This window comes from Thalassospira sp. MCCC 1A02491, from assembly GCF_001613785.1.
GTDB lineage: Bacteria > Pseudomonadota > Alphaproteobacteria > Rhodospirillales > Thalassospiraceae > Thalassospira > Thalassospira povalilytica.
This window is the reverse complement of sequence record NZ_LPVX01000005.1, coordinates 76,452-97,530: the sequence shown is the minus strand read 5'-3', so window position 1 is coordinate 97,530 and position 21,079 is coordinate 76,452. Positions and strand designations below refer to the sequence as shown.

Here is a 21,079-nt window from a genome sequence, read left to right as displayed (position 1 = left end):
TATGTTCACCCGCACAATCGGCGGGCGCATTCGCACAACAGGCATTAAAAATCCGCATAATTCCGCCAATTCAACGGGTTCTGGCAACATTCATATGAATGTCATGCTTCTGAAATCTTAGTGACAACGAAGCCGCGTATGATCGTTTTCATGTTCAAAGCAACAAATTGAACGATCAAATGAATATTTCTGCACGACAACGCGACATCATCGACATTCTGCGCCGTGACAGCTTTGCCTCGATCGACAAGCTGGCGGCCCACTTTGACGTCACGCCGCAAACGGTCCGCCGCGACGTCAATATGCTGAGCGATGCCAATCTGGTGCGCCGCCGCCATGGCGGTGTTGAATATGCCGGGGAACCGGGCATGAACCTGTCCTATGACAGTCGCCAGGTCACCAATATCGCCGCCAAGCACGCCATATCGCTTCATGTCGCCAATATGATCCCGGACGGGGCATCGATCCTGATCGGGATTGGCAGCACGCTGGAACTCGTCGCGCTGAACCTTGTTGAACATCGTCATCTGACGGTGATTACCAACAATCTCAATGCGGCCATGGCCCTTGGCAACAATACCGGCAACCGGATCGTCATTCCCGGCGGGACGCTGCGCCTGCCTGATCGTGACGTCATCAGCCCCGATGCCGAAACGATGTTCAACAATTACAAGGTCGATTACGGCCTGTTCGGGGTTGGCGGCATCGAACCCGATGGCACGCTGACCGACTTTGACCATCGCGAAGTGTCGTTGCGTCAGGCCATTGCCGGCAATTGCCGCAATTCCATCCTTGTTGCCGATCAATCGAAATTCGGCCGCCCGGCCCCGGCCAAGGGCGGACATATCACCGACCCGGACGTGATTGTTGTCGATGGCATTCCCGGCGGGGTGTTCGACCCGCTGTTCAACCGTCAGGACGTCCGCGCCCGTCTGCAAATTGCAAAAAGCGAAACTTCAAAATGACTGCCCAAACGCCTTTCATCCAGATCAGGTCCGTCTCGCGCGTTTTTAACGGCGGCAACGGGGTCCATGATCTGTCCATCGACATTCCGCGCGGCAGTTTTGTCGTGTTGCTGGGGCCGTCGGGCTGCGGCAAATCAACGACACTTCGTCTGATTGCCGGTCTTGAAACCGCAGATCACGGCACAATCGCCATTGATGGCAGGGATGTCACAAACGTTCCGCCGTCAAAACGCGGCCTGTCGATGGTGTTTCAATCCTATGCGCTGTTCCCGCATCTGAGCGTTGCCGAAAACATCATCTTTGGCCTTAAGGTGCGCAAAACCGGCAAGGACGAAATCAAGTCCCGCCTGACCGAGGCGCTTAATGTCACCGGGCTTGAAGGATATGAAGACCGCAAACCGGCCGAACTTTCCGGCGGCCAGCGCCAGCGCGTTGCCCTTGCACGCGCCATTGTTGCCGGGCATCCGCTGTGTCTGATGGATGAACCGTTATCAAACCTTGATGCCAAATTGCGCCATTCGGTGCGCAAGGATATCCGCGATCTGCAACAGCGCCTTGGCATTACGGTTGTCTATGTCACCCATGACCAGACCGAAGCCATGAGCATGGCCGATATCGTCATCCTGATGAAGGATGGCCGTATCGAACAGGCGGGCAATCCGGCCGATCTTTATCTGCAACCGGCCACGGCCTTTGCCGCCGGTTTTGTCGGAAGCCCGCCCATGGCGTTGCTTCCGGCCTCTGCACTTCCCGATGCGGTTATTCCGCCAAAAACCGATGCCGGGCGCCTGACATTTGGCATCCGCCCCGAAGACCTGGTTCTGAGCACAGACACCAGCACGAAGGCGTGGGGCATTTCCGCCACGGTGACCGGCAGTGAATTTCTGGGCGCAGAGACATTTGTCTATGTCGCGATCCCCGGAACATCCGGGGCCACCGCCCGCCTGCCCGGTCAGGTCCATATCGCACCGGGCACACAGGTTTCGCTCAGTTGGGCTGGCGCTGCGGCCCACTGGTTTGGCGAAGACGGTCAACGTCTTGCACCGACGGCGACCCGCGAAACAGCGCGCGAACCAAATACCTCCTTCGACACTGACACTGCAATTCCGAGTTTGTAACAGGGAAAACAAATCCATGCGGAACATCGTAACCAGTGCCGCCTTTGCGGCCGGACTGATGGCAACGGCGGTATCACCGGCCTTTGCCGCAACCGAACTGACCATGTATTACCCGATCGCGGTTGGCGGCCCGCTGACCGACGTCATTGACGGCATGATCGAAGGTTTTGAATCCGAAAACCCCGATGTCAAAGTCAATGCCATCTATGCCGGCAACTATGACGATACCCGTCTGCGCGCGGTTTCCGCCCTTAAAAGCGGCGATCCGGCACAGCTTTCGGTCATGTTCTCGATCGATGTCTATGACCTGATCGAACAGGACCTGATTGTACCGTTTGATGATGTTGTCAAAACCGCCGAAGACAAGGAATGGCTCAACTCGTTCTATCCGGCACTGATGGCCAATGGTGAAGTCGATGGCAAAACCTGGGGCATCCCGTTCCAGCGTTCAACCATTGTCATGTACTATAACAAGGACATGTTCCGCGAAGCCGGTCTTGATCCCGAACACGCACCGGCCACCTGGGAAGAACTGGTGTCGGCTGGCAAGGCCCTTTCAAAGGACGGCAAATGGGGCCTCATGGTGCCGTCGACCGGTTATCCGTACTGGATGTTCCAGTGCTTTGCCATCCAGAATGGCAAGGAACTGATGAGCAAGGATGGCACGGAAACCTATTTCGATGACCCGGCCGTGATCGAGGCGCTTGAATTCTGGCGTGGTCTTGCCACCAAAGAAAAGATCATGCCCGAAGGCACGATTGAATGGGGTACGCTTCGTCAGGCCTTTGTTCAGGGCCAGACCGCGATGATGTGGCATTCGACCGGCAACCTGTCGGCTGTCAAACGCGAAGCCAAATTTGATTTCGGCGTTGCGATGCTTCCGAAACACAAACAGCCGGGTTCTCCGACCGGTGGCGGTAACTTCTATCTGTTCAAAAACTCGACCGATGCACAGAAAGAAGCATCCCTTGCGCTGATCAAATACATGACCGCGCCGGAACGTGCGGCGGAATGGTCGATTGCCACGGGCTATGTCGGTGTCACGCCGGACGCCTATGAAACCGATGCCCTGAAATCCTATGCGGCCGAATTCCCGCAGGCCGTTGTTGCCCGTGATCAGCTTGAAGTCGCGATCCCGGAATTCTCGACCTATGACACGGCACGCGTCCGCGAAGGACTGAACAATGCCATTCAGGCGGCTCTGACCGGTGAAAAATCACCGAAAGAAGCCCTTGAAGGTGCACAGGCCGAAGCAAACCGTCTTCTTCGGGCGTTCCACTAACCCGATCTGCACGCCGAAGCGGGCCCCCAATGCCTGCTTCGGCACTTTTGTTTGTGATTTTGCTTAATCCATTTTGACGGACGTGCCGACCATGAATGACATGGCAAGACTTCAAAAACAAAGGCTTGCGCTTTATGGCTGGATGCTTGCGGCACCGGCGCTGGCATTGATGAGCCTGTTTGCCTTTTACCCGGCCATTGCAACATTCTGGCACAGCCTGTTTACCCGGGGCACGACGCGCCGCCCGTCGGTTTTTGCCGGGTTTGAAAACTATCAAGACCTGTTTGCCGATCCGACATTCGCGACCGTGGTGTGGAACAATCTGATCTATGCCGGGGTGACCATTCCGGTCTCGATCATTTTTGCGCTGATCATGGCGCTGTGGGCCAATGCCTATATTCCCGCCCGATCATTCGTGCGCAGTGCCTATTTCACCCCGACCATCCTGCCGATGATTGCGGCCGCCAATTTGTGGCTGTTTTTCTATACGCCCGATCTTGGGGTTATTGATCAGATCACCGGATTTTTCGGGGCGTCGCCGACCAACTGGCTGGGGCAGCCCGACACCGCCCTTGCCGCGGTGATTGTGGTGACGATCTGGAAAGAGGCCGGGTTTTTCATGATCTTTTACCTGGCAGCCCTTCAGACCATTCCGCCTGATTTGCGTGAAGCCGCCCGAATCGAAGGGGCTGGTCGCTGGACCTATACACGCCGTGTGCTTTTACCGCTTTTGATGCCGACCACGATCTTTGTGTTCGTCAATGCGATGATCAATTCGGTCAAACTGATCGACCATCTGTTCATCCTGACCAAGGGCGGGCCGAACAATGCGTCCAAACTGATCCTGTACTGGATCTGGGAAATGGCATTTGCCTATTTCGACAGCCCGCACGCGGCTGCCATGACCATCCTTGTTCTTCTGGCACTTGGCCTTGTTGCCGTTGCGCAGTTCCGACTGGTTGAAAAACGGACCCATTACCGATGAATACTGCATTTGCTTCGCATCCTGCCAAACGCGCCCTGCCCGATTTTGACAAGGTTCTTGATGCCCTTGGCGCCTGGGTTCTGGCGATTGTCTGGATTTCGCCGCTTCTGTTTGCGACATGGGCAGCCTTGCAGCCATCGGGCACCGCACTTGGTCTGGATTTTTCCAATCCGCTGACATTCGAGAACTTTACCTATGTCTGGAATGCGGTGCCGTGGATTGGCTATTTCACCAATACGGTCATTCTGGTCACTTTGATCCTTGCCGGGCAGCTGGTGCTTTGCACGCTGGCGGGATTTGCCTTTGCGCGCTTTGAATTCAAGGGCCGCGATACGATCTTTATCCTCATTCTGCTGCAACTTTTCATCCTGCCCGAAGTCCTGATTGTCGAAAACTATGCCATTGTTTCCAAGCTTGGCCTGTTTGACACCGCCCTTGGCATCGGGTTGCCTTATATGGCCAGTGCCTTTGGCATCTTCCTGTTACGTCAGGCCTTCAAATCCGTGCCGGTCGAACTTGAAGAAGCGGCAAGGATCGAAGGATGCAGCTGGATGGGGGTTTTGTGGAAGGTCTATGTCCCTGCGGCCAAGCCGGTCTATCTGGCCTATGCGCTGGTATCCATCGCCACACACTGGAACAATTTCCTGTGGCCGCTGATTGTCACCAATTCGCCAGATACCCGTCCACTGACCGTCGGCCTGTCGCTGTTTGGCGCACCGGAAACCGGGGTCGATATTTCGGTGATCAGTGCGGCGACCATCATGACCATCGCGCCGCTTTTGATCGCATTCCTGATTTTCCAGCGCCAGTTCATTCAGGCCTTCCTGCGTGCGGGCATCCGGTAAGGGGGCCAGTTCCCCGACCCCGTCAAACAAACAGGACACCACACCCCGTCGCGTCCCCAAGCCGCGGCGGGGTTTGCTTTGATCGCGGCATCGTTTTGCGCCACAGGATTCTGGCCGGACTTCTGCTCAGGCTTCTGGTCGGACTAAATTTCCGTCGTCAAAAACGTGCAATTCATGCATCATGATCCCCGCCATCATAATTTTTAAGAATTCTTCATATGCCTGTCCTGTTCCTGCTGTTTGGCACCACATTCATCTGGGCCATGCTTCTGGTATGCAACCGCATTGCGCTTACCAGTTTTGATATTGATCCCTATGCCATGACTTGCTGGCAGCTGGTGTTTGGCGGGATCGCGCTTGTGCTTCTGGCACCGGGGCGCAGCATCCCGTGGCGGCAATTCACCCTGCCGATCAACTGGGCATATGGATTTCTGCGTGTCATGACCGGGGTTACCTGGACGGCGTCGCTTTTATATATCAGCGCACCGGAAAGCGGCATTTTGTCCCAGACCGGCATGCCGTTGGCCGCCCTTGCCGCGACCTTTGTTCTGGGCCGGGCGCCCGGGCGATATGAATGGTTTGGTCATGCGATCCTGATTTGCGGGGCGCTTTGGCTGGCCTGGCATCTGCCGGGCGGGTTTGGCAATCCTGCGGTATTGCTGATGCTGGCATCCGAGATCACAGCGATTTCATCATCGGTTCTGGCCGAACTTCATCCCGACAACCAGATCAAGGATACCTGGGCGCATCTGCGTTTTACCGGGGTGCTGTTGCTGATTACTGCATCGATCTTTCTGATTGTGCCGCCCCTGATCGCCCTGATCAGTCCGGTGCCGATCCCCTATATTTCGACCAGCGGATTGTTTGGCACCGAAACGCTGATTGCCGGACTTCTGATCGGGATCCTGTTTCGCGGACCGGCGATGGTGCTGTCGCTGCGATCGATCAAAACCGCCGGCATTGAAAAATACATCCTGTCGACCAGCGTTCTGCCCTTTGTGCTGCTTGGTCTTGAAATGGTCGCGGCACAGTTCGGGCTTACCCCGATGCCGACCCATGACAGTGTGTTCTGGATCTCTTCCCTTTTGGTGATGATCGGGATTATTCAGATAACAGTATCGAAACATCGTCATGCGGCCAAACGCAGGGCACAGGACCGGATCGCAGCGACGGCCGCAACACCGGAAAATGCAGGCTAGCCCCAAAAGGCCGGGGCCCGATCCCTTTGCATTTTTGGCGCATTTTTTGGCACGGTTTTTGGCGCAGTTTTGACCTGTTGCTTTTTGTGTTGTTGATCCCTGCAAGATGCGTATCGCCTTGTCCCAGGGTGGCACCAAACGACTTCCCCGGTCGTTACGTGCCAATCGCATCTTGTCCCTTTCGGAGTCTCCCCCGAAAGGTCGAAACGCCCGGGTCCCCACCCGGGTGTTTCCATTTCCAGAACAAAAATGCCGGTCCCCGGGGGACGGGGACCGGCCAGGCCGCACTCGAGCGGGAAAAGCTCGCGGGGTCGGGGGAATGCTTGTGCGGCCTGATTTCGGCTTTTTGGATCCTTTGTGATCAGTGTGCGCCACCACCGCCACCCGCAGTTGCCCGCGGCGGACGGGCAAGAGGCAACAGCAAAAAGGCAATAAAGAAGGTAGCCGCCATCGCAAGATAGACATCGTTAAACGAAATGATCGATGCTTCGCGGGTCACCAGATTGACGATGAATTTCATTGCAGCGGCCTTGGGATCGGCGATGCCCATTTCCGAATAACGCGCCATCATGGTGGCCAGATATTCCTTGAAGGCGGTGCTGGCCGGATTGATATGTTCGGACAAGAGCGAGAAATGATAATCAATGCGCTTATCAAGCAGCGTATTGATCGCCGCCATCCCGATTGCCCCGCCAAGATTGCGCATCAGGTTATAAAGCCCGCTGGCATTTTTGATCTTTTCGGGCGGCAAGGTCCCAAGGGCCAGATTGGTCACCGGCAACATGCAGAACATCAAAGCAGCACCACGCACGATTTGCGGCAGGATCAGTTCGTTGAACGACACTTCGCTGTTATTGAAACCATGCATGGCAAGACCGGTGGCAAACAGACCAAGCCCGATGCCAAGAACCACCCGCGGCGGATATTTGGCCGTCATTTTCCCGGCGACCGGTGCCGACAGGAACTGCGCAATCCCGGTCACCGCCATGATCATGCCGATTTCAAGACTGTCATAACCGCGCACACGGCTTAACATCAGCGGCATGATATAGACACTGCCATAAAGCCCGACGCCGAGTGTAAAGCTGAACACGCAGCCCATGGTAAAATTGCGATCGGCAAAGGATTTCAGATCAACAATCGGCTTGTCATAGGTAAACATCCGCCAGAAGAAATAGATGCCGGCAATCACGCATACGATGGTGCCATAGATGATCGCGGTTTCATCAAACCAGTCATCTTTCGGGCCTTCATCCAGAACATATTCCAGACTGCCCAAAAACACCGCCATCGCCAGAAGCCCCCAAAGATCAAACCCCTTGAGAAGCGATGGGTCCCCCCGGTCAACGCGCAACGTCATCGCCACCACAGCGGCAATCGCAAGGCCCGGCAACACATTGATCAGAAACAGCCAGTGCCATGAAAGCGACTGGGTCAAAAACCCGCCAAGGGTCGGACCGATGGTCGGCGCCATGGTGGCAATCAGCCCGATCATCACCGATGCGGTGTTCCGCTTTTCAGGCGGGAAAATGATATAGGTCGTAGCAAACACGGTCGGGATCATCGCCCCGCCAAGGAACCCCTGGGCTGCGCGAAACCAGATCATGCTTTCAATCGACCAGGCAAAGGCCGAGGCCACCGACATCACCGTGAACCCGATGGCCGAAATCACAAACAGCCAGCGCGTCGACATCAGCCGCGACAAGAACCCCGAAAGCGGGATCATCACGACTTCGGCAATCAGATAGCTTGTCTGAACCCAGCCGATTTCATCGGGGCTTGCCGACAGGCCGGCCTGAATGTTTTCAAGCGAACTTGCCACGATCTGGATATCAAGGATCGCCAGAAACATACCGACAACCATTGCCACCCAGCCAATCAGCTTGGCCCGGTCGACATGACCGGTATGATCGCCCGCCTGGGGCATGGCCGACGGGTTACCGGTATTGGTGGCACTGCTCATCAGTTAAGCTCCGATACTTCCGTTGCCGGAAGCACATTCTGCGCAAGACCACTGCCCGCCACATGCTGCGACCCGTCAGGATCGCGGGTATCGACATCGACCACCACCGAAAGACCGGGGCGCAGGGCGGCCGCCCATTTGCTGTCATCAAGCGAAATACGGATCGGCACACGCTGGGTGATCTTGGTGAAGTTACCCGTGGCATTTTCCGGGGGCAGCAGGCTGAATTGCGCGCCGGTTGCCGGGGCAAAGCTTTCGACCGTGCCGGTGATATCGGCATTGGGGAAGGCATCAACCGATACCTTGACCTTCTGGCCATGGGCCATGTGTTCGATCTGGGTTTCCTTGAAATTGGCGACCACATAGACACCGGGCAGCGGCACCAGAACCAGAAGCTGTTCACCCGGCTGCACCAGCGCGCCGGTCTGAACCGACCGGTTGCCGACAACCCCGTTAAACGGTGCATAGATTTTGGTATCTTCAAGGGCCTGCATCGCGACATCGCGGGCGGCCTTGGCCTGGGTTACCGCGCGTTCGGCCTCGATCTTTTGTGCGCGCAGCACACCAAGCCGGCCTTTTTCAACCGACAGGGTCGCATTGGCAGCAGCAACCTGTGCCTGTGCCTTTTGGCGGTCGGCCTTGGCATAGTCGAATTTCTGACGGCTGGCGGCACCCTTTTGCACAAGATCCTTGTAGCGTTCGTAATCTTCTGTCGTGCGGTCGAGTTCGACCTGGGCAATGCGCAGATTGGCCTCGGCCTGCGAGATTGCGGCTTCCTGCAAGGCGATCTGTTCATCCATGGTCGTAACCGCGGACTGACGGGCTTCAAGCGTTGCGGTCGCCTGTGCAACTTCAAGCCGGTAATCTTCGTCCTTGATGGTCAGCAACAGGTCGCCCTTGCGCACCGGCTGGTTTTCGGCAACCGCCAACTCACCGACATAGCCCGATACTTTTGGGGAAATGGCGACTTCATCGGCCTGCAAATAGGCATTGTCGGTACCTTCGAAGTACTGACCCTCGGTCACCCAATAGAACCCGTAATATCCACCGCCACCGATAATCGCCGCTGCGATCAGGGGCAGAATGATTTTCTTCACACTCATCGTCTTGGTAAATCCTTTTGGTATTGATCAGTACCATTTGTGTCTTTATGGTACCAATCAGTACCAACCGTCAAGTGCCGAATTGGAACAAACGTTTGTCTGAAGCCAAAAAGATCGATCCCAGAACGCTCAAACGCCGCGAAGCCATGATCGAGGCCGCGCGGGAATTGTTTTGCGAACATGGGCTTGCGGGGACGACACTGGAAATGATCACGGCCGAGGCCGGCGGGTCTCGTCGCACGATCTATGAGCTGTTTGGCAACAAGGACGGTGTGTTTGAAGCGGTCATTCGCGATTGCACGGGGCGAGTCACATCGATCATGGCGGATCTGGAACTGTCGCAATTACCGCTTCGCCAGGCATTGATCCATTTTGGCGAAACATTGATGACGCTTCTGACCACGCCCGACACCATCCGGTATATGCGGCTGTTTTTATCGGAAGTTCCGCGTTTCCCGCATCTGGGCAAGGTGTTTTATGAAAGCGGCCTGATGACCGGTCGGCGGATCATCACATCCTTTTTCGAACGCCAGATGGCCGAAGGCAATTTTCCGAAAAACGATCCGAAACAGGCGGCTGTGTTCTTTACCAGTCTGCTCAAGGCGGATTACGATTTCCGGCAGATGACCTATGTCGGCTGGGAACCGCAGGCCAAGGATTTGCACGCCCATGTGATTGCCGCAGTTGACATGTTCCTGCGCGGTTACGGGCTTGATCCCCAAAAAATGGAATAACCCCAATTGCGGGTTTGACATTCGGGCCAAGACATCCGGCAACATGGCCCCCCGACCCTGTTTTGCCATCTGTTGTGTGCCCTTTTTATGATTGCGCCTGGCTGATTGTTCTTTGCTAGATGTCCGGCTCAGAACAAGGTCAGCAAGCGATAGGCAATCGGACCCAGCATGGTGATAACCCCAACCCACATCAGGGCAACGCCCCAATTCTGATTGCGGTTGTTAAAGCCGAACCCCAACAGACAAAAGCCGATCACACATACGACAAGAATGATGATGTTTTCGGTCGTCATGATCATGTCTATCCCCTTTTTTTCTGATGTGACGATATCGGAGTCTTGGTCTGTTTCCCGTCACGCCATCACTTTAGACCTGTTTAAAGGACAGCTTCCTTGATCCTGATCACAGGGGGCGTGAAAATGATTGCACGACACATTTTCAAATCCCCCGGACCGGTTTTTGAAAAAGAACCGCGTAAATCACGGACAAACTTACCCTTTTTCACACGTTCAAAGCGCGCAAAACCGGCGCTTCCGCACGCAGAAAGCGGCGATTTCATCAAAGAAAGTAATGATGTTGCGTCGCCCTCTTTGATTTTCTGGTGGCTTCCTGTATGTTGCGGGCTCCCGACGCGGCCAGGGCGCTCCCTCGCGCGCCGGAAGACAAAGATTAACCATCTTGAATGGCAGCCGCGCTGCAAGTCGGCAGCGGCCAGCAAGGGAGTATTCTATGAGCAAGATTCAAGTTAAGAATCCGATCGTCGAACTTGACGGCGATGAAATGACCCGGATCATCTGGGACTTCATTAAAAACAAACTGATTCTGCCTTATCTCGACGTTGACCTGAAATACTACGATCTTTCGGTTCAGAAACGTGACGAGACCGACGACCAGATCACCATTGATGCGGCAAACGCCATCAAGGAACACCGCGTTGGCGTCAAATGCGCAACCATCACCCCCGATGAGCAGCGCGTCGAAGAATTCAGCCTGAAGAAAATGTGGAAGTCGCCGAACGGCACCATCCGCAACATCATCGGCGGTACCGTTTTCCGTCAGCCGATCATCTGCAACAACGTTCCGCGTCTGGTTCCGGGTTGGACCCAGCCGATCGTTATTGGCCGTCACGCATTCGGTGACCAGTACCGTGCGACCGACTTCAAGGTTCCGGGCGCAGGTAAACTGACCATCAAGTTCCAGCCGGCAGACGGCGGCGAAGCCATCGAACACGAAGTCTTCGACTTCCCGTCTTCGGGCGTTGCGATGTCGATGTATAACCTTGACGATTCCATCAAGGGCTTTGCACGTGCTTGCATGAACTATGGTCTGTCGCTCGGTTGGCCGGTTTACCTGTCGACCAAGAACACCATCATGAAAGCCTATGACGGCCGCTTCAAGGACCTGTTCGAAGAAGTCTTCCAGACCGAATTCAAAGACAAGTTCGAAGCAGCAGGCATCACCTACGAACACCGCCTGATCGACGACATGGTTGCATGTGCGATGAAATGGAACGGTGGTTTCGTTTGGGCTTGTAAGAACTATGACGGCGACGTTCAGTCCGACACCGTCGCACAGGGCTTTGGCTCGCTCGGTCTGATGACCTCTGTTCTGATGACCCCGGATGGGCAGACCGTCGAAGCAGAAGCTGCACACGGCACCGTGACCCGTCACTACCGTCAGCACCAGCAGGGCAAAGAAACCTCGACCAACCCGATTGCGTCGATCTTTGCCTGGACCCAGGGTCTTAAGTACCGTGGCGAGTTCGATGGTACCCCGGAAGTTGTCAAGTTTGCCGAAACCCTTGAAAAAGTTTGCGTCGACACCGTCGAAGCCGGCTTCATGACCAAGGATCTGGCATTGCTGATCGGCCCGAACCAGAAATGGCTGACCACCACCCAGTTCCTCGACAAACTGGACGAAGGTCTGAAAGCTGCAATGGCCTGATCCATCTGATCAGACTGGCAGTTTGCCAAAATAAAGAAGCCCCTGCCGGGAAACCGACAGGGGCTTTTTTTTCGACGGTTTTCCTGATTGGCAATGATGTCTGTTTGGTCCGAACAAAAAGGACCCCGTCGGCCGGGGGACCTGACGGGGTTTCCAGTTTTGCGACCCGGATACAGGCCGCGGCGGTCAAAGCAGGATCAGCTGCCTTGAATGGGATTGTTATGCGGCAGTTTCGCCGGTATCTCCGGTGTCACCGGTATCGCCCGTGTCACTGGTATCGCCTGTATCGCCCGTGTCTCCCGTATCCCCCGTATCCCCAGTATCGCCGGTGTCACCCGTATCACCAGTGTCCGGTTCGCCATCGTCTGGCGTATCACCATCATCACCAGCGTCGGGACGGGTCAGTTCTTTCCAGCCATGGGTAATGATTTCCTGTTCGACATCAGGATCAACGTCAGGGCCTGCCGGTGCGCCAAAGACACGCTGGATACCGGGAGGAAGCGCACCCGCAAGACCCGGTGCGTTGGTAATGCCACGTGGCATCGATTTTCCATTAAGCTCGGCTTCCTCGCCTTCTTCACCTTCGTCGGTTGTCGCAGCACTACGACCTAAACCATTGGACTGAAGCCCCAGGCTCTTTGCATTGGACCGTGCAGCGGCACTGTTGCCCGGACCATCCGCGCTATTGCTATTTCCGTTACCACCGCCATTACCATTGCCACCAGCATTGCCGCTGTTACCCGGACCATCGGGGCCGCCAGAACCGCTGTCGCCATTCGCGCCACCGCCGTTGCCGCCACCATTACCATTTCCGTTGCCGCCGCCATTGCCACCGGAATTACCGTTGCCATTGCCGCCACCGTTTCCGTTTCCACCGCCATTACCGTTACCGCCGCCATTGCCATTACCTTGCGCAAAGGCTGCGTTATCGGTCAGATCCATTTTCGAGAGATCAAAAGAGACCGGCGCGGCAATCAACGCAAAAGCGCCAAAACCAAGAATTCCGGCCGTCACAATCTGGGTGCGAAGTGATTTTTTCATTTCGGTCGTCATCTTCAGGCTCCTGTCCATTGTCCGGGATTTCGCATTGTTTGCAGGGACAACGCACCGGCTGAACAATTTCTTCCGCCCCCCGGCAAATAATTTCCAAATATTTTTTTTCATCTGTGACGGAAGAAATAGCCACATGCGGGCGTTATCTAGACAACAGGACCACAAATTCGGAAATGGGACTTTTGGTTTGGAGACTGCACTTCGCTCAGAATTGACCGGCCTACTCCCGCGTGCCATGCGATTTGCAAGGTCTCTGACTCGCGATACGGTGGCAGCAGAGGATCTGGTGCAAACCGCTTATATCAAGGCCGTCGAACGTATTGATCAGTTTGAGCCTGGCACCCGGCTTGACAGTTGGCTGTATCGCATCATCCAGACAAGCTGGATCGATGAGAAACGTCGCGACCAAAGACGCGGCAATGTTGTTTCGTTTGAAGATGCGCGTGACACCGTCATGCCCATGCAAAAACATGTCGGAACCGACCGGATCTTTTTGCAATCTGCCATGGCATCACTGGTCGAAGATCAGCGTGCGGCCATGACACTGGTCTTGATTGAAGGGTACAGCTATCGCGAAGCAGCTGACATTCTGGGCGTGCCCGATGGAACCGTGATGAGCCGCGTTGCACGGGCCCGCAAGACACTTGCCGCCCTGCATGACGATGATAGCAATTTGACAAATAATGACGGCATCCAAAGAGGTTCGCCATGACCACTGAACTTATGGAACAGGACTACATTCTGTTGTCAGCCTATATCGACGGCGAACTTGCACCGGCCGAGTGCCAAAAGCTTGAAAATCGGATCGCCAATTGCCCGGAGCTGAGCCGCCAGTTCAATATCATGGCCGGACAGGCAGTTGTTCTGCGCAACCAGTCCAATCGACTTCTTGATGATCACGTCTATCCGGAGCTGAGCAAAAGCATCCAGGATATCCTTGATCAGAAGCCAGTTGAAAAACGCGGCACAATGCATGACGCAGGCAATGTGCATCCGGGACCACGTGCCGCGAACAACAATAATGCAATCTGGACCGGTATCGGTGCGGCCGCCGCCGTCCTGATCGCATTCGTTGGTGGTAACTGGTTTAACGAAAATCTTGTCAATGACCCGCAGGCAAGCGGATCACAAAACGCGGCACAAATGACGGCCTTTTCCCCGATCGGCAATCCGGTTCTTGATCAGGAAATCAGCCTGACTTTGGAAAAGACACTCAGCGGTGAAATTCGCCATGTAGCACTGGATAGCGACCAGAAAGGCGGTTCCGAAACTTTGATCGAGCCCCTTCGAACCTTCAGACAAGGAGGCCGTTTCTGCCGCGAATACCAGGTCAGCTTCGCCGGTGACCAGATAACGGGCAGTGAAACAGCTTTCTACGGGCGGGCATGTCGTACCGGCGAAGGTCAATGGGAAACGGTTTATCGCCTGATCCCGGGCGTTGATTTGCCTGATCTGGAACCGCCCGCACCAGATCATAAATTGTAATTGCCCGGTTGGGACGAAGGCCGGGCTTCGTCCTTGTCTGTCATGCTCAACGACACAACAAAACACGACGCAAATATCGACCAAAAAGAATAAGCAGGATCAGGACTATGAAGATGCCGACACTTTCGCGTCACTTCGGGGCGCTTTCATGCGTTTTGGGCCTTTCATCATTGGGGGCCTGTCAGACCCTTGATGATTTTGGTGCCAAGCTGAATGAACTGAATGACGGCATGGGGCAATATGCCGAGAAGACGGTAAATACCGGTCCCGAACTGGCGCCCGCCACCCTCCCCGATTTCGGAATTGGTGATGCCTTTGTCTTTGACAGTGGTCGTGCCATCTATGTCGAAAAAATAAACGGCGATAACTTTGTCTGGAATGGTGGTGGCGACTATCGCTTTGAAACCAGTGCCGATTTTACCGGCCCCAATCTGGAATGGTCATATACCGACAAGGAAGACCGCAAACGGTCGGGTACCACAACCATCAAGGAGGGCTCGCAATCCCTGTGGCCACTTGAATATGACAGGATGGTTCGGGTTTCGACCAAGTCCGAAAACATCGATCCCGACACCGGCAAGGTCAACAGCTATGACCAGTGGCTGACCTGCAAGGTGCCCGCAACCGAACGGATCGAAGTCCCTGCCGGCACCTTTGACACCTATGTCATCGAATGTTCGCGCTATTATAAGCAGTGGTGGATGCAAACCACCAAATGGTGGTACGCGCCCGAGATCGGCTTTTATGTCAAACGTGATCGTTCCTGGAATTCGGGAACCGATCATAGCGAGGAACTTCTGACCTATGGCCCCGCACCAACAAAAATAGTGAAAAACGCACAGGAGCAGTTGGCCAAAACCGTTCAAACCGCACTTGAGAACAATAACTCGGGCGACGCAGAAAAAACGCATGCCGGATCAATCGAGATTGTGGTCACCCCCATCAAAACCGTTCAAACCGACAAAGGCATCTGGTGCAGAACGTATCGTCAAGAATTGACCGCCCGCAAACGTACCAGCCAACAGGTCAAATCGGCGTGCCGTACGGAAACGGGTTGGGTGATTGAAGATCAGGTTGCTGAAGTGAAGGCAACAGAGATGTGAAATCGACCGGTGCCTTGAACTGGATGCAAACCGGATCCGGCGCATTTTCGACTGCCCTGCCCGTCAGTATTCCGCCGTGGCCAGGATACTGTCCAGTTCGCCGCTTTGACGTAGTTGCAACAAGCCAACATTGAAATCGGCGATGATTTTTGCCGCATCTGCATTGTTTTTGCCGACAATGAAATGCAGCGGCATATCCGACAGGCCTTCTTCGATATGGCCGAAATCGTCAAAGGGCAGTCCGGCGGCCTGGATTGCGCCCAGGGCTTCGGGGATCGGGCTGATGACGCTGTCAACGCGCCCGGCATCAAGCAGTTTGAAACAGGTTTTCATATCGGGTGGCGACACGCGTTTTGCCTGTCCATTGCCAAAAAGCCGCCCGGCATAGCCAAGTTCGGCATAGCCCAGCGGCAGGCACAGGCTTTTGCCAAGAAGATCGACCTTGTCATCAAAACGTACCCCGTTGCGCGAATACCAGCCATAGGCCTTAAGGCTTGTGATCGGGTCGGAAAACAGCACCGATTTGGCGCGGGTACGGGTAAAGGCATAGGGGAATGTGCCGTCGACATTTCCCTCGACCGTCAATTCATATCCCTTAAGCCATGAACGCCAGATGATGGTGACGGTTTCATATCCGGCGCGTTCGAACACCGTGCGTACGATCTCGGTAACAATGCCGCCACCGGCAATATCGCGGTCGGTAAAGGGGGGAAAGGCATCGCCGGTGACAAAGCGCAACTCCCTGGCCTGGGCGGAGACAGCAAGGATGCTCCCCCACAGGATCAAAACCCATTTCAATGCGCGCCAGTGCGACCTGTTCATGCGGATCGCTATCCTTTTGTTGCGTTCCTTTTACAGGTTAGACAGCAGAGGCACGGTTTCAAGGCAACAGCCCCGCACCCGATGCTATCCTTTAGCCGCATGCAAAACGCCCTGATCACGAAAATCAGGGCGTTTTGCGTTGAATTCATCGGGGAAATTTATTCGATCACCGCACCATCACGATGCCGCCTTGCGCACGAAAGTGCCGCGCTGATAATCGTCAAAGGCCTGCATGAGTTCCTGTTTGCTGCTCATGACGAACGGGCCATAGCGGACCACCTGTTCATTGATCGGACGGGCTGCAATCACCAGCATACGCCCGCCGTCCGAGCCGCCCTTAAGGGTCACGCCATCACCATCGTCAAGAATGGCCAGATGATGGGTCGGCACATCCTTTCCGCCAACCACCGCATCGCCGATAAAGACATAAACCACCGCAGTGTGTCCTTTGGGCAGGGGCACGGTGACTTCGGCCCCGGCATCAAGTTTGGCATCCACAAAGACCGGATCGGTCGAAATGCCGTTGATCGGCCCGGTTGCCCCATGCATCGATCCCGCAAGCAAGCGCAATTGCGCCCCCGCCACCGGTTCGATTTCCGGTAATTCATCGGGCTCCATATTCTGATAGCGCGGATCAATCATCTTGTCCTTGGCCGGCAGATTGATCCAAAGCTGGAAGCCCTGCAAAAGACCATTTTCCTGTTCGGGTGTCTCGGAATGGACGATGCCGCTGCCAGCTGTCATCCATTGTCCGCCGCCCGACCGCAGGATGCCTTCATTGCCCATGCTGTCCTTGTGGCGCATGGCCCCTTCGACCATGTAGGTCACGGTTTCAAAGCCGCGATGGGGATGTTCGGGAAAGCCCGCGATATATTCATCGGGATTGTCGGTCGACAGGGAATCAAGCATCAGAAACGGATCAAGCATATCAAGCTGCGGCGTTCCGATTGACCGTTTCAGCGACACCCCCGCACCATCAGATGTATCCATGGCGCGCAAAACCCGTTTGACGGCGCGTGCATTTGCCACTGTGTCAGACATGTCAAATCTCCTGTGCGTGCCGGTGCAGCCACCGGGTGAATTTCATATCCATCACTGTCGCACAAAACTGTCGCCAAACAAGACGTAATCAGGCATCTGATTGTTTACCAAGCGGCAACAAAAAAATGGCAGCACCGGAAACCGGCACTGCCATTTGATCGTGATAAAGCCGAAAAATCAGCCCGCCAGTTTGGCGGCGAGTTCGGCAACGTGTTTGCCCTGGAACTTGGCAATATCAAGTTCGTTTTCAGACGGCTGACGCGATCCGTCCGCCCCGGCAAGCGTTGTTGCGCCATAGGGCGAACCACCGGTAATTTCGTCCATATTGGTCAGCCCCGAACAGCTATAGGGCACCCCGACAATCACCATGCCATGATGCAAAAGCGTCGTATGGGTCGAGGTGATGGTGGTTTCCTGACCGCCATGCTGGGTGCCGGTCGATGCAAACACCGAACCGATTTTGCCGATCAATGCACCCTTGGCCCAAAGACCACCGGTCTGATCAAGGAAATTGCGCATCTGGGCGGACATGTTGCCAAAGCGGGTCGGCACGCCAAAGATGATGGCATCATATTCCGGAAGATCGGAAACGGATGCGACCGGTGCCACCTGATCAAGTTTCGCGCCGGCGGCCTTGGCCGCATCTTCGGGCATGATTTCAGGAACGCGTTTGACATCGACCTGCGTTCCGGCAACGCCACGTGCGCCCTCTGCCACGGCATTTGCCATGGTTTCGATGTGACCATACATCGAATAATAAAGAACCAGTACCTTTGCCATTTCTGCCTCCTTGGTTGAATTTCATGAACAGCAATGATGACTTGCCTGTGCCTGTCTGATAACGCTCAGATTGGAAACAGACTGCTTCGAAAATCGAAAATATCGTGCGAACCGGCGCGTCGACCGGTCAGGATGCCGGATTGCGCGCCAGGAACTGGACAACCTGATCAGGGAAATCGGTGAAAATGCCATTGATCCCGGCATCATCAAAAATCGCGGTCAGGGCAATGTTCATATCCCCGGCCCATTTCGGCAGCTGATCGGCACGCAGGGTATAGGGATGAACAAGCAGTTGCGCGCGCTGGGCGGCAATCAGGGTCGGGGTCATGGTGGGTTTGCCATGTTCACCAAGGCCTGAAATCACCTGTGGCAACCACGGACCGATACCGTCGACCACCTTGGCCATTTCAACAATGCCTTCGCCCGATTTCAGATAGTCATAATCGGTTCCCGCCGGTGCGCCCCAGCGGTTCTCGCCCAGAAGCTGCACCAGCTTGCCCTGGTAATGCAGTTCGTTGCGAATGCGCTGGGTCTCGGCCCAGTCAAAACATTGCACGAACGAATTCGAATTCGGGTTGTTGTATCCCCATTTTTCAAGAACCGAGATCACGGTTTTGGCAATATCCTGACCTTCGCCACGATGGAATGCCGGGTCCTTGATTTCCGGGTAAATGCCGACATCGCGGCCGGTGGAATGATTGAGACCCTGGATAAGTTTGATTTCTTCTTCAAGGGTCGGGATTTCAAACATGGCGAAATCACCGGGGAAGCGGTTTTCATAGACCTGCTTGCCGCTATCGGCCTTGAACCGTTCGGTCACCGTCAGGGATTTGAGCTCCGCCAAGGTGAAATCAATCACGTAATAGCGCCCGTCATCCCGCTTGCGATCAGGGAATTTGCGGGCAACGTCGGTGGTTGTATCAAGATGGATATCATGCAGGACCACAGGGACCCCGTCCTTGGACAGCACCACATCCTGTTCGATGTAATCAGCCCCCATGCCATAGGCCAGCGCCTTGGCCGGAAGTGTATGTTCGGGCAAATAGCCCGATGCGCCGCGATGGGCGATCACGACCTGCTCTGCCTGGATATCCTGCGCCTGGGCCAGGCTCACAGAACCAGCCATCAACAGCCCGACGGCCAGAACACTCGACTTGATCAAATTTTTCACCGGCATCCCAGATTTCCTTTTTATCACGGCCCCTTTTTCGGGGTTTCTGGACTATAGGCGCGGTTTCACGGCTCAGAAATCCCTGTCGGGCATCCCGAGGCAATCTTCATGAAACTGTTACTCTATCCGGGTAACGCGAGCCTAGCGGTTAAGTTCCCCGGTCATCCGATCCAATCCATCAAGCGTCAGCGGGAACATCCGGCCTTCCATCAGTTTGTGCATGATCTGGATCGACTGATGATGACGCCACCAGTTTTCCGGTTGCGGGTTGATCCAGGCCGCATGGGTGAAATGTTCAAGCAGTCGTTGCATCCAGACCGCACCGGCTTCCTCGTTCCAGTGTTCTACCGCCCCGCCGGGATAGGTGATTTCATAGGGGCTCATGGTTGCATCCCCGACAATCACCAGCTTGTAATCCGCGCCATAGGTATTGATCACATCCCATGTCGAAACCTGCTCGTTCCAGCGCCGGGCATTATCCTTCCACAACCCTTCATAGGGGCAATTGTGGAAGTAATAATATTCAAGATGCTTGAACTCGGTTTTGACCGCGGAAAACAGTTCTTCGCAGACCTTGATATGATCATCCATTGATCCGCCAACATCAAACAACATCAGCACCTTGACCGCGTTATGACGTTCCGGACGCATTTGCACATCAAGCCATCCCTGACGTGCGGTTGATGTGATGGTGCCGGGCAGATCAAGCTCGTCCGCCGCGCCGGTCCGCGCCCATTTGCGCAAACGACGCAGGGCGACCTTGATATTGCGCGTGCCGATTTCGACACTGTCATCAAGGTTCCTGAATTCGCGCTTGTCCCAAACCTTGACCGCGCGCCGATGCCGGGATTTGTCCTGTCCGATCCGCACCCCTTCGGGGTTATAGCCATAGGCACCAAACGGCGATGTTCCGGCCGTGCCGATCCATTTATTGCCGCCCTGATGACGGCCCTTTTGTTCCTCAAGACGCTGTTTAAGCGTCTCCATCAGCTTTTCCCAGCCGCCAAGGGCTTCGATTTCGGCCTTTTCCTCGTCAGTCAGGAATTTCTCGGCCAGCTTGCGCAGCCATTCTTCGGGGATTTCGCTTTGGGCGACCTCGTCCATGCCCGCAGCCAGATCGGCAATGCCCTTGAAATGTTCGGAAAACACCCGGTCGAACTTATCAAGATGACGTTCATCCTTCACCAGCGCCGCGCGCGCCAGATAATAGAAATCCTCGACCGAATAGCCCGCCAGTCCCTTTTCCACCGCCTCAAGCAGCGTCAGATATTCGCGCAGCGACACAGGAATACGGACATCCTTGAGCTTATAGAAGAAGCCGGTGAACATTACTTACACCCCGATCCAACAGAGGCAAAAGGCGCGACTGAAACTTTTGCGATACAAAACATCAATCCATGCAACCCACTTCTGGACAAGTCAGTCCCCATCGGGCACTTTGCGTCCGCACATACCGGGCGTGATTGCCGCGGCTTATCAAAAACAA

General features: G+C 55.2%; 21 protein-coding genes. 11 read left to right on the top strand and 10 right to left on the bottom strand.

Annotated features, from left to right (window positions below; all coding sequences use genetic code 11):
- Positions 1-179: 179 nt before the first annotated feature.
- From AUQ42_RS03205 to AUQ42_RS03180, 6 genes are all read left to right on the top strand, one after another.
- Positions 180-965 carry a DeoR/GlpR family DNA-binding transcription regulator gene (locus tag AUQ42_RS03205; protein ID WP_068517523.1) on the top strand — a complete coding sequence of 262 codons (786 nt, stop codon included), beginning with the start codon at positions 180-182 and terminating at the stop codon, positions 963-965.
- Entirely contained in the window at positions 962-2,083 is a 1,122-nt protein-coding gene (locus AUQ42_RS03200) for an ABC transporter ATP-binding protein (RefSeq protein ID WP_068517522.1), read from the top strand. The genes AUQ42_RS03205 and AUQ42_RS03200 overlap by 4 nt, the downstream gene beginning before the upstream one ends.
- A gap of 16 nt (positions 2,084-2,099) precedes the next feature.
- Complete coding sequence (locus tag AUQ42_RS03195) at positions 2,100-3,365, top strand: ABC transporter substrate-binding protein (RefSeq protein WP_068517521.1); 1,266 nt, start codon at positions 2,100-2,102, stop codon at positions 3,363-3,365.
- 91 nt (positions 3,366-3,456) lie between these two features.
- Positions 3,457-4,350, top strand: a complete 894-nt coding sequence (locus tag AUQ42_RS03190) for a carbohydrate ABC transporter permease (protein ID WP_068517520.1) — start codon at positions 3,457-3,459, stop codon at positions 4,348-4,350.
- Entirely contained in the window at positions 4,347-5,195 is an 849-nt protein-coding gene (locus tag AUQ42_RS03185; RefSeq protein WP_068517519.1) for a carbohydrate ABC transporter permease, read from the top strand. Before AUQ42_RS03190 ends, AUQ42_RS03185 begins: the two co-directional genes overlap by 4 nt.
- A gap of 218 nt (positions 5,196-5,413) precedes the next feature.
- Positions 5,414-6,394 (top strand): EamA family transporter, encoded by a 981-nt coding sequence (locus tag AUQ42_RS03180; protein ID WP_068517518.1) that lies wholly within the window; start codon positions 5,414-5,416, stop codon positions 6,392-6,394.
- 361 nt (positions 6,395-6,755) lie between these two features.
- Here AUQ42_RS03180 and AUQ42_RS03175 read toward each other — a convergent pair whose 3' ends face one another.
- Both AUQ42_RS03175 and AUQ42_RS03170 read right to left on the bottom strand, forming a co-directional pair.
- Positions 6,756-8,357 (bottom strand): DHA2 family efflux MFS transporter permease subunit, encoded by a 1,602-nt coding sequence (locus tag AUQ42_RS03175; protein WP_068517517.1) that lies wholly within the window; start codon positions 8,355-8,357, stop codon positions 6,756-6,758.
- The gene (locus AUQ42_RS03170) at positions 8,357-9,460 is read right to left on the bottom strand and encodes an HlyD family secretion protein (protein ID WP_068517516.1); all 1,104 of its coding nucleotides are present in this window, start codon (positions 9,458-9,460) and stop codon (positions 8,357-8,359) included. Before AUQ42_RS03170 ends, AUQ42_RS03175 begins: the two co-directional genes overlap by 1 nt.
- 95 nt (positions 9,461-9,555) lie before the next feature.
- Between AUQ42_RS03170 and AUQ42_RS03165 the strand changes: the two genes are divergently transcribed.
- A complete protein-coding gene (locus AUQ42_RS03165; protein WP_068517641.1) occupies positions 9,556-10,194 on the top strand; it encodes a TetR/AcrR family transcriptional regulator in 639 nt (212 codons plus the stop codon).
- Between the two features lie 128 nt (positions 10,195-10,322).
- Here AUQ42_RS03165 and AUQ42_RS15740 read toward each other — a convergent pair whose 3' ends face one another.
- Positions 10,323-10,493 (bottom strand): hypothetical protein, encoded by a 171-nt coding sequence (locus AUQ42_RS15740; RefSeq protein WP_156480813.1) that lies wholly within the window; start codon positions 10,491-10,493, stop codon positions 10,323-10,325.
- A gap of 77 nt (positions 10,494-10,570) precedes the next feature.
- Positions 10,571-10,912 (bottom strand): hypothetical protein, encoded by a 342-nt coding sequence (locus AUQ42_RS15735; protein WP_156480812.1) that lies wholly within the window; start codon positions 10,910-10,912, stop codon positions 10,571-10,573.
- 11 nt (positions 10,913-10,923) lie between these two features.
- Here AUQ42_RS15735 and AUQ42_RS03155 point away from each other — a divergent pair, with 11 nt between their 5' ends.
- Positions 10,924-12,138 (top strand): NADP-dependent isocitrate dehydrogenase, encoded by a 1,215-nt coding sequence (locus AUQ42_RS03155; RefSeq protein WP_068517514.1) that lies wholly within the window; start codon positions 10,924-10,926, stop codon positions 12,136-12,138.
- Between the two features lie 219 nt (positions 12,139-12,357).
- Here the strand turns inward: AUQ42_RS03155 and AUQ42_RS15855 are convergent, their stop codons facing one another.
- Complete coding sequence (locus AUQ42_RS15855; RefSeq protein ID WP_068517513.1) at positions 12,358-13,191, bottom strand: hypothetical protein; 834 nt, start codon at positions 13,189-13,191, stop codon at positions 12,358-12,360.
- Positions 13,192-13,324: 133 nt separating this feature from the next.
- Here AUQ42_RS15855 and AUQ42_RS03145 point away from each other — a divergent pair, with 133 nt between their 5' ends.
- The 3 genes from AUQ42_RS03145 to AUQ42_RS03135 all read left to right on the top strand — a co-directional run bounded on the left by AUQ42_RS03145 (position 13,325) and on the right by AUQ42_RS03135 (position 15,779).
- The gene (locus AUQ42_RS03145; protein WP_082817701.1) at positions 13,325-13,903 is read left to right on the top strand and encodes a sigma-70 family RNA polymerase sigma factor; all 579 of its coding nucleotides are present in this window, start codon (positions 13,325-13,327) and stop codon (positions 13,901-13,903) included.
- Positions 13,900-14,676, top strand: coding sequence for a hypothetical protein (locus AUQ42_RS03140; RefSeq protein ID WP_068517511.1), 777 nt, complete (start codon positions 13,900-13,902; stop codon positions 14,674-14,676). Before AUQ42_RS03145 ends, AUQ42_RS03140 begins: the two co-directional genes overlap by 4 nt.
- 107 nt (positions 14,677-14,783) lie before the next feature.
- Positions 14,784-15,779, top strand: coding sequence for a hypothetical protein (locus AUQ42_RS03135; RefSeq protein ID WP_068517510.1), 996 nt, complete (start codon positions 14,784-14,786; stop codon positions 15,777-15,779).
- 63 nt (positions 15,780-15,842) lie between these two features.
- Here AUQ42_RS03135 and AUQ42_RS03130 read toward each other — a convergent pair whose 3' ends face one another.
- The 5 genes from AUQ42_RS03130 to AUQ42_RS03110 all read right to left on the bottom strand — a co-directional run bounded on the left by AUQ42_RS03130 (position 15,843) and on the right by AUQ42_RS03110 (position 20,922).
- Positions 15,843-16,601, bottom strand: coding sequence for an ABC transporter substrate-binding protein (locus AUQ42_RS03130; protein ID WP_068517509.1), 759 nt, complete (start codon positions 16,599-16,601; stop codon positions 15,843-15,845).
- A 177-nt stretch (positions 16,602-16,778) separates the two neighbouring features.
- Positions 16,779-17,642 (bottom strand): pirin family protein, encoded by an 864-nt coding sequence (locus AUQ42_RS03125; RefSeq protein ID WP_068517508.1) that lies wholly within the window; start codon positions 17,640-17,642, stop codon positions 16,779-16,781.
- A gap of 177 nt (positions 17,643-17,819) precedes the next feature.
- On the bottom strand, positions 17,820-18,422 hold the full coding sequence (wrbA, locus tag AUQ42_RS03120; protein WP_068517507.1) for an NAD(P)H:quinone oxidoreductase: 603 nt from the start codon (positions 18,420-18,422) through the stop codon (positions 17,820-17,822).
- A gap of 127 nt (positions 18,423-18,549) precedes the next feature.
- On the bottom strand, positions 18,550-19,599 hold the full coding sequence (gene glpQ, locus AUQ42_RS03115; protein ID WP_068517506.1) for a glycerophosphodiester phosphodiesterase: 1,050 nt from the start codon (positions 19,597-19,599) through the stop codon (positions 18,550-18,552).
- Positions 19,600-19,734: 135 nt separating this feature from the next.
- Positions 19,735-20,922 carry a VWA domain-containing protein gene (locus AUQ42_RS03110; protein WP_068517505.1) on the bottom strand — a complete coding sequence of 396 codons (1,188 nt, stop codon included), beginning with the start codon at positions 20,920-20,922 and terminating at the stop codon, positions 19,735-19,737.
- Positions 20,923-21,079 lie beyond the last annotated feature (157 nt).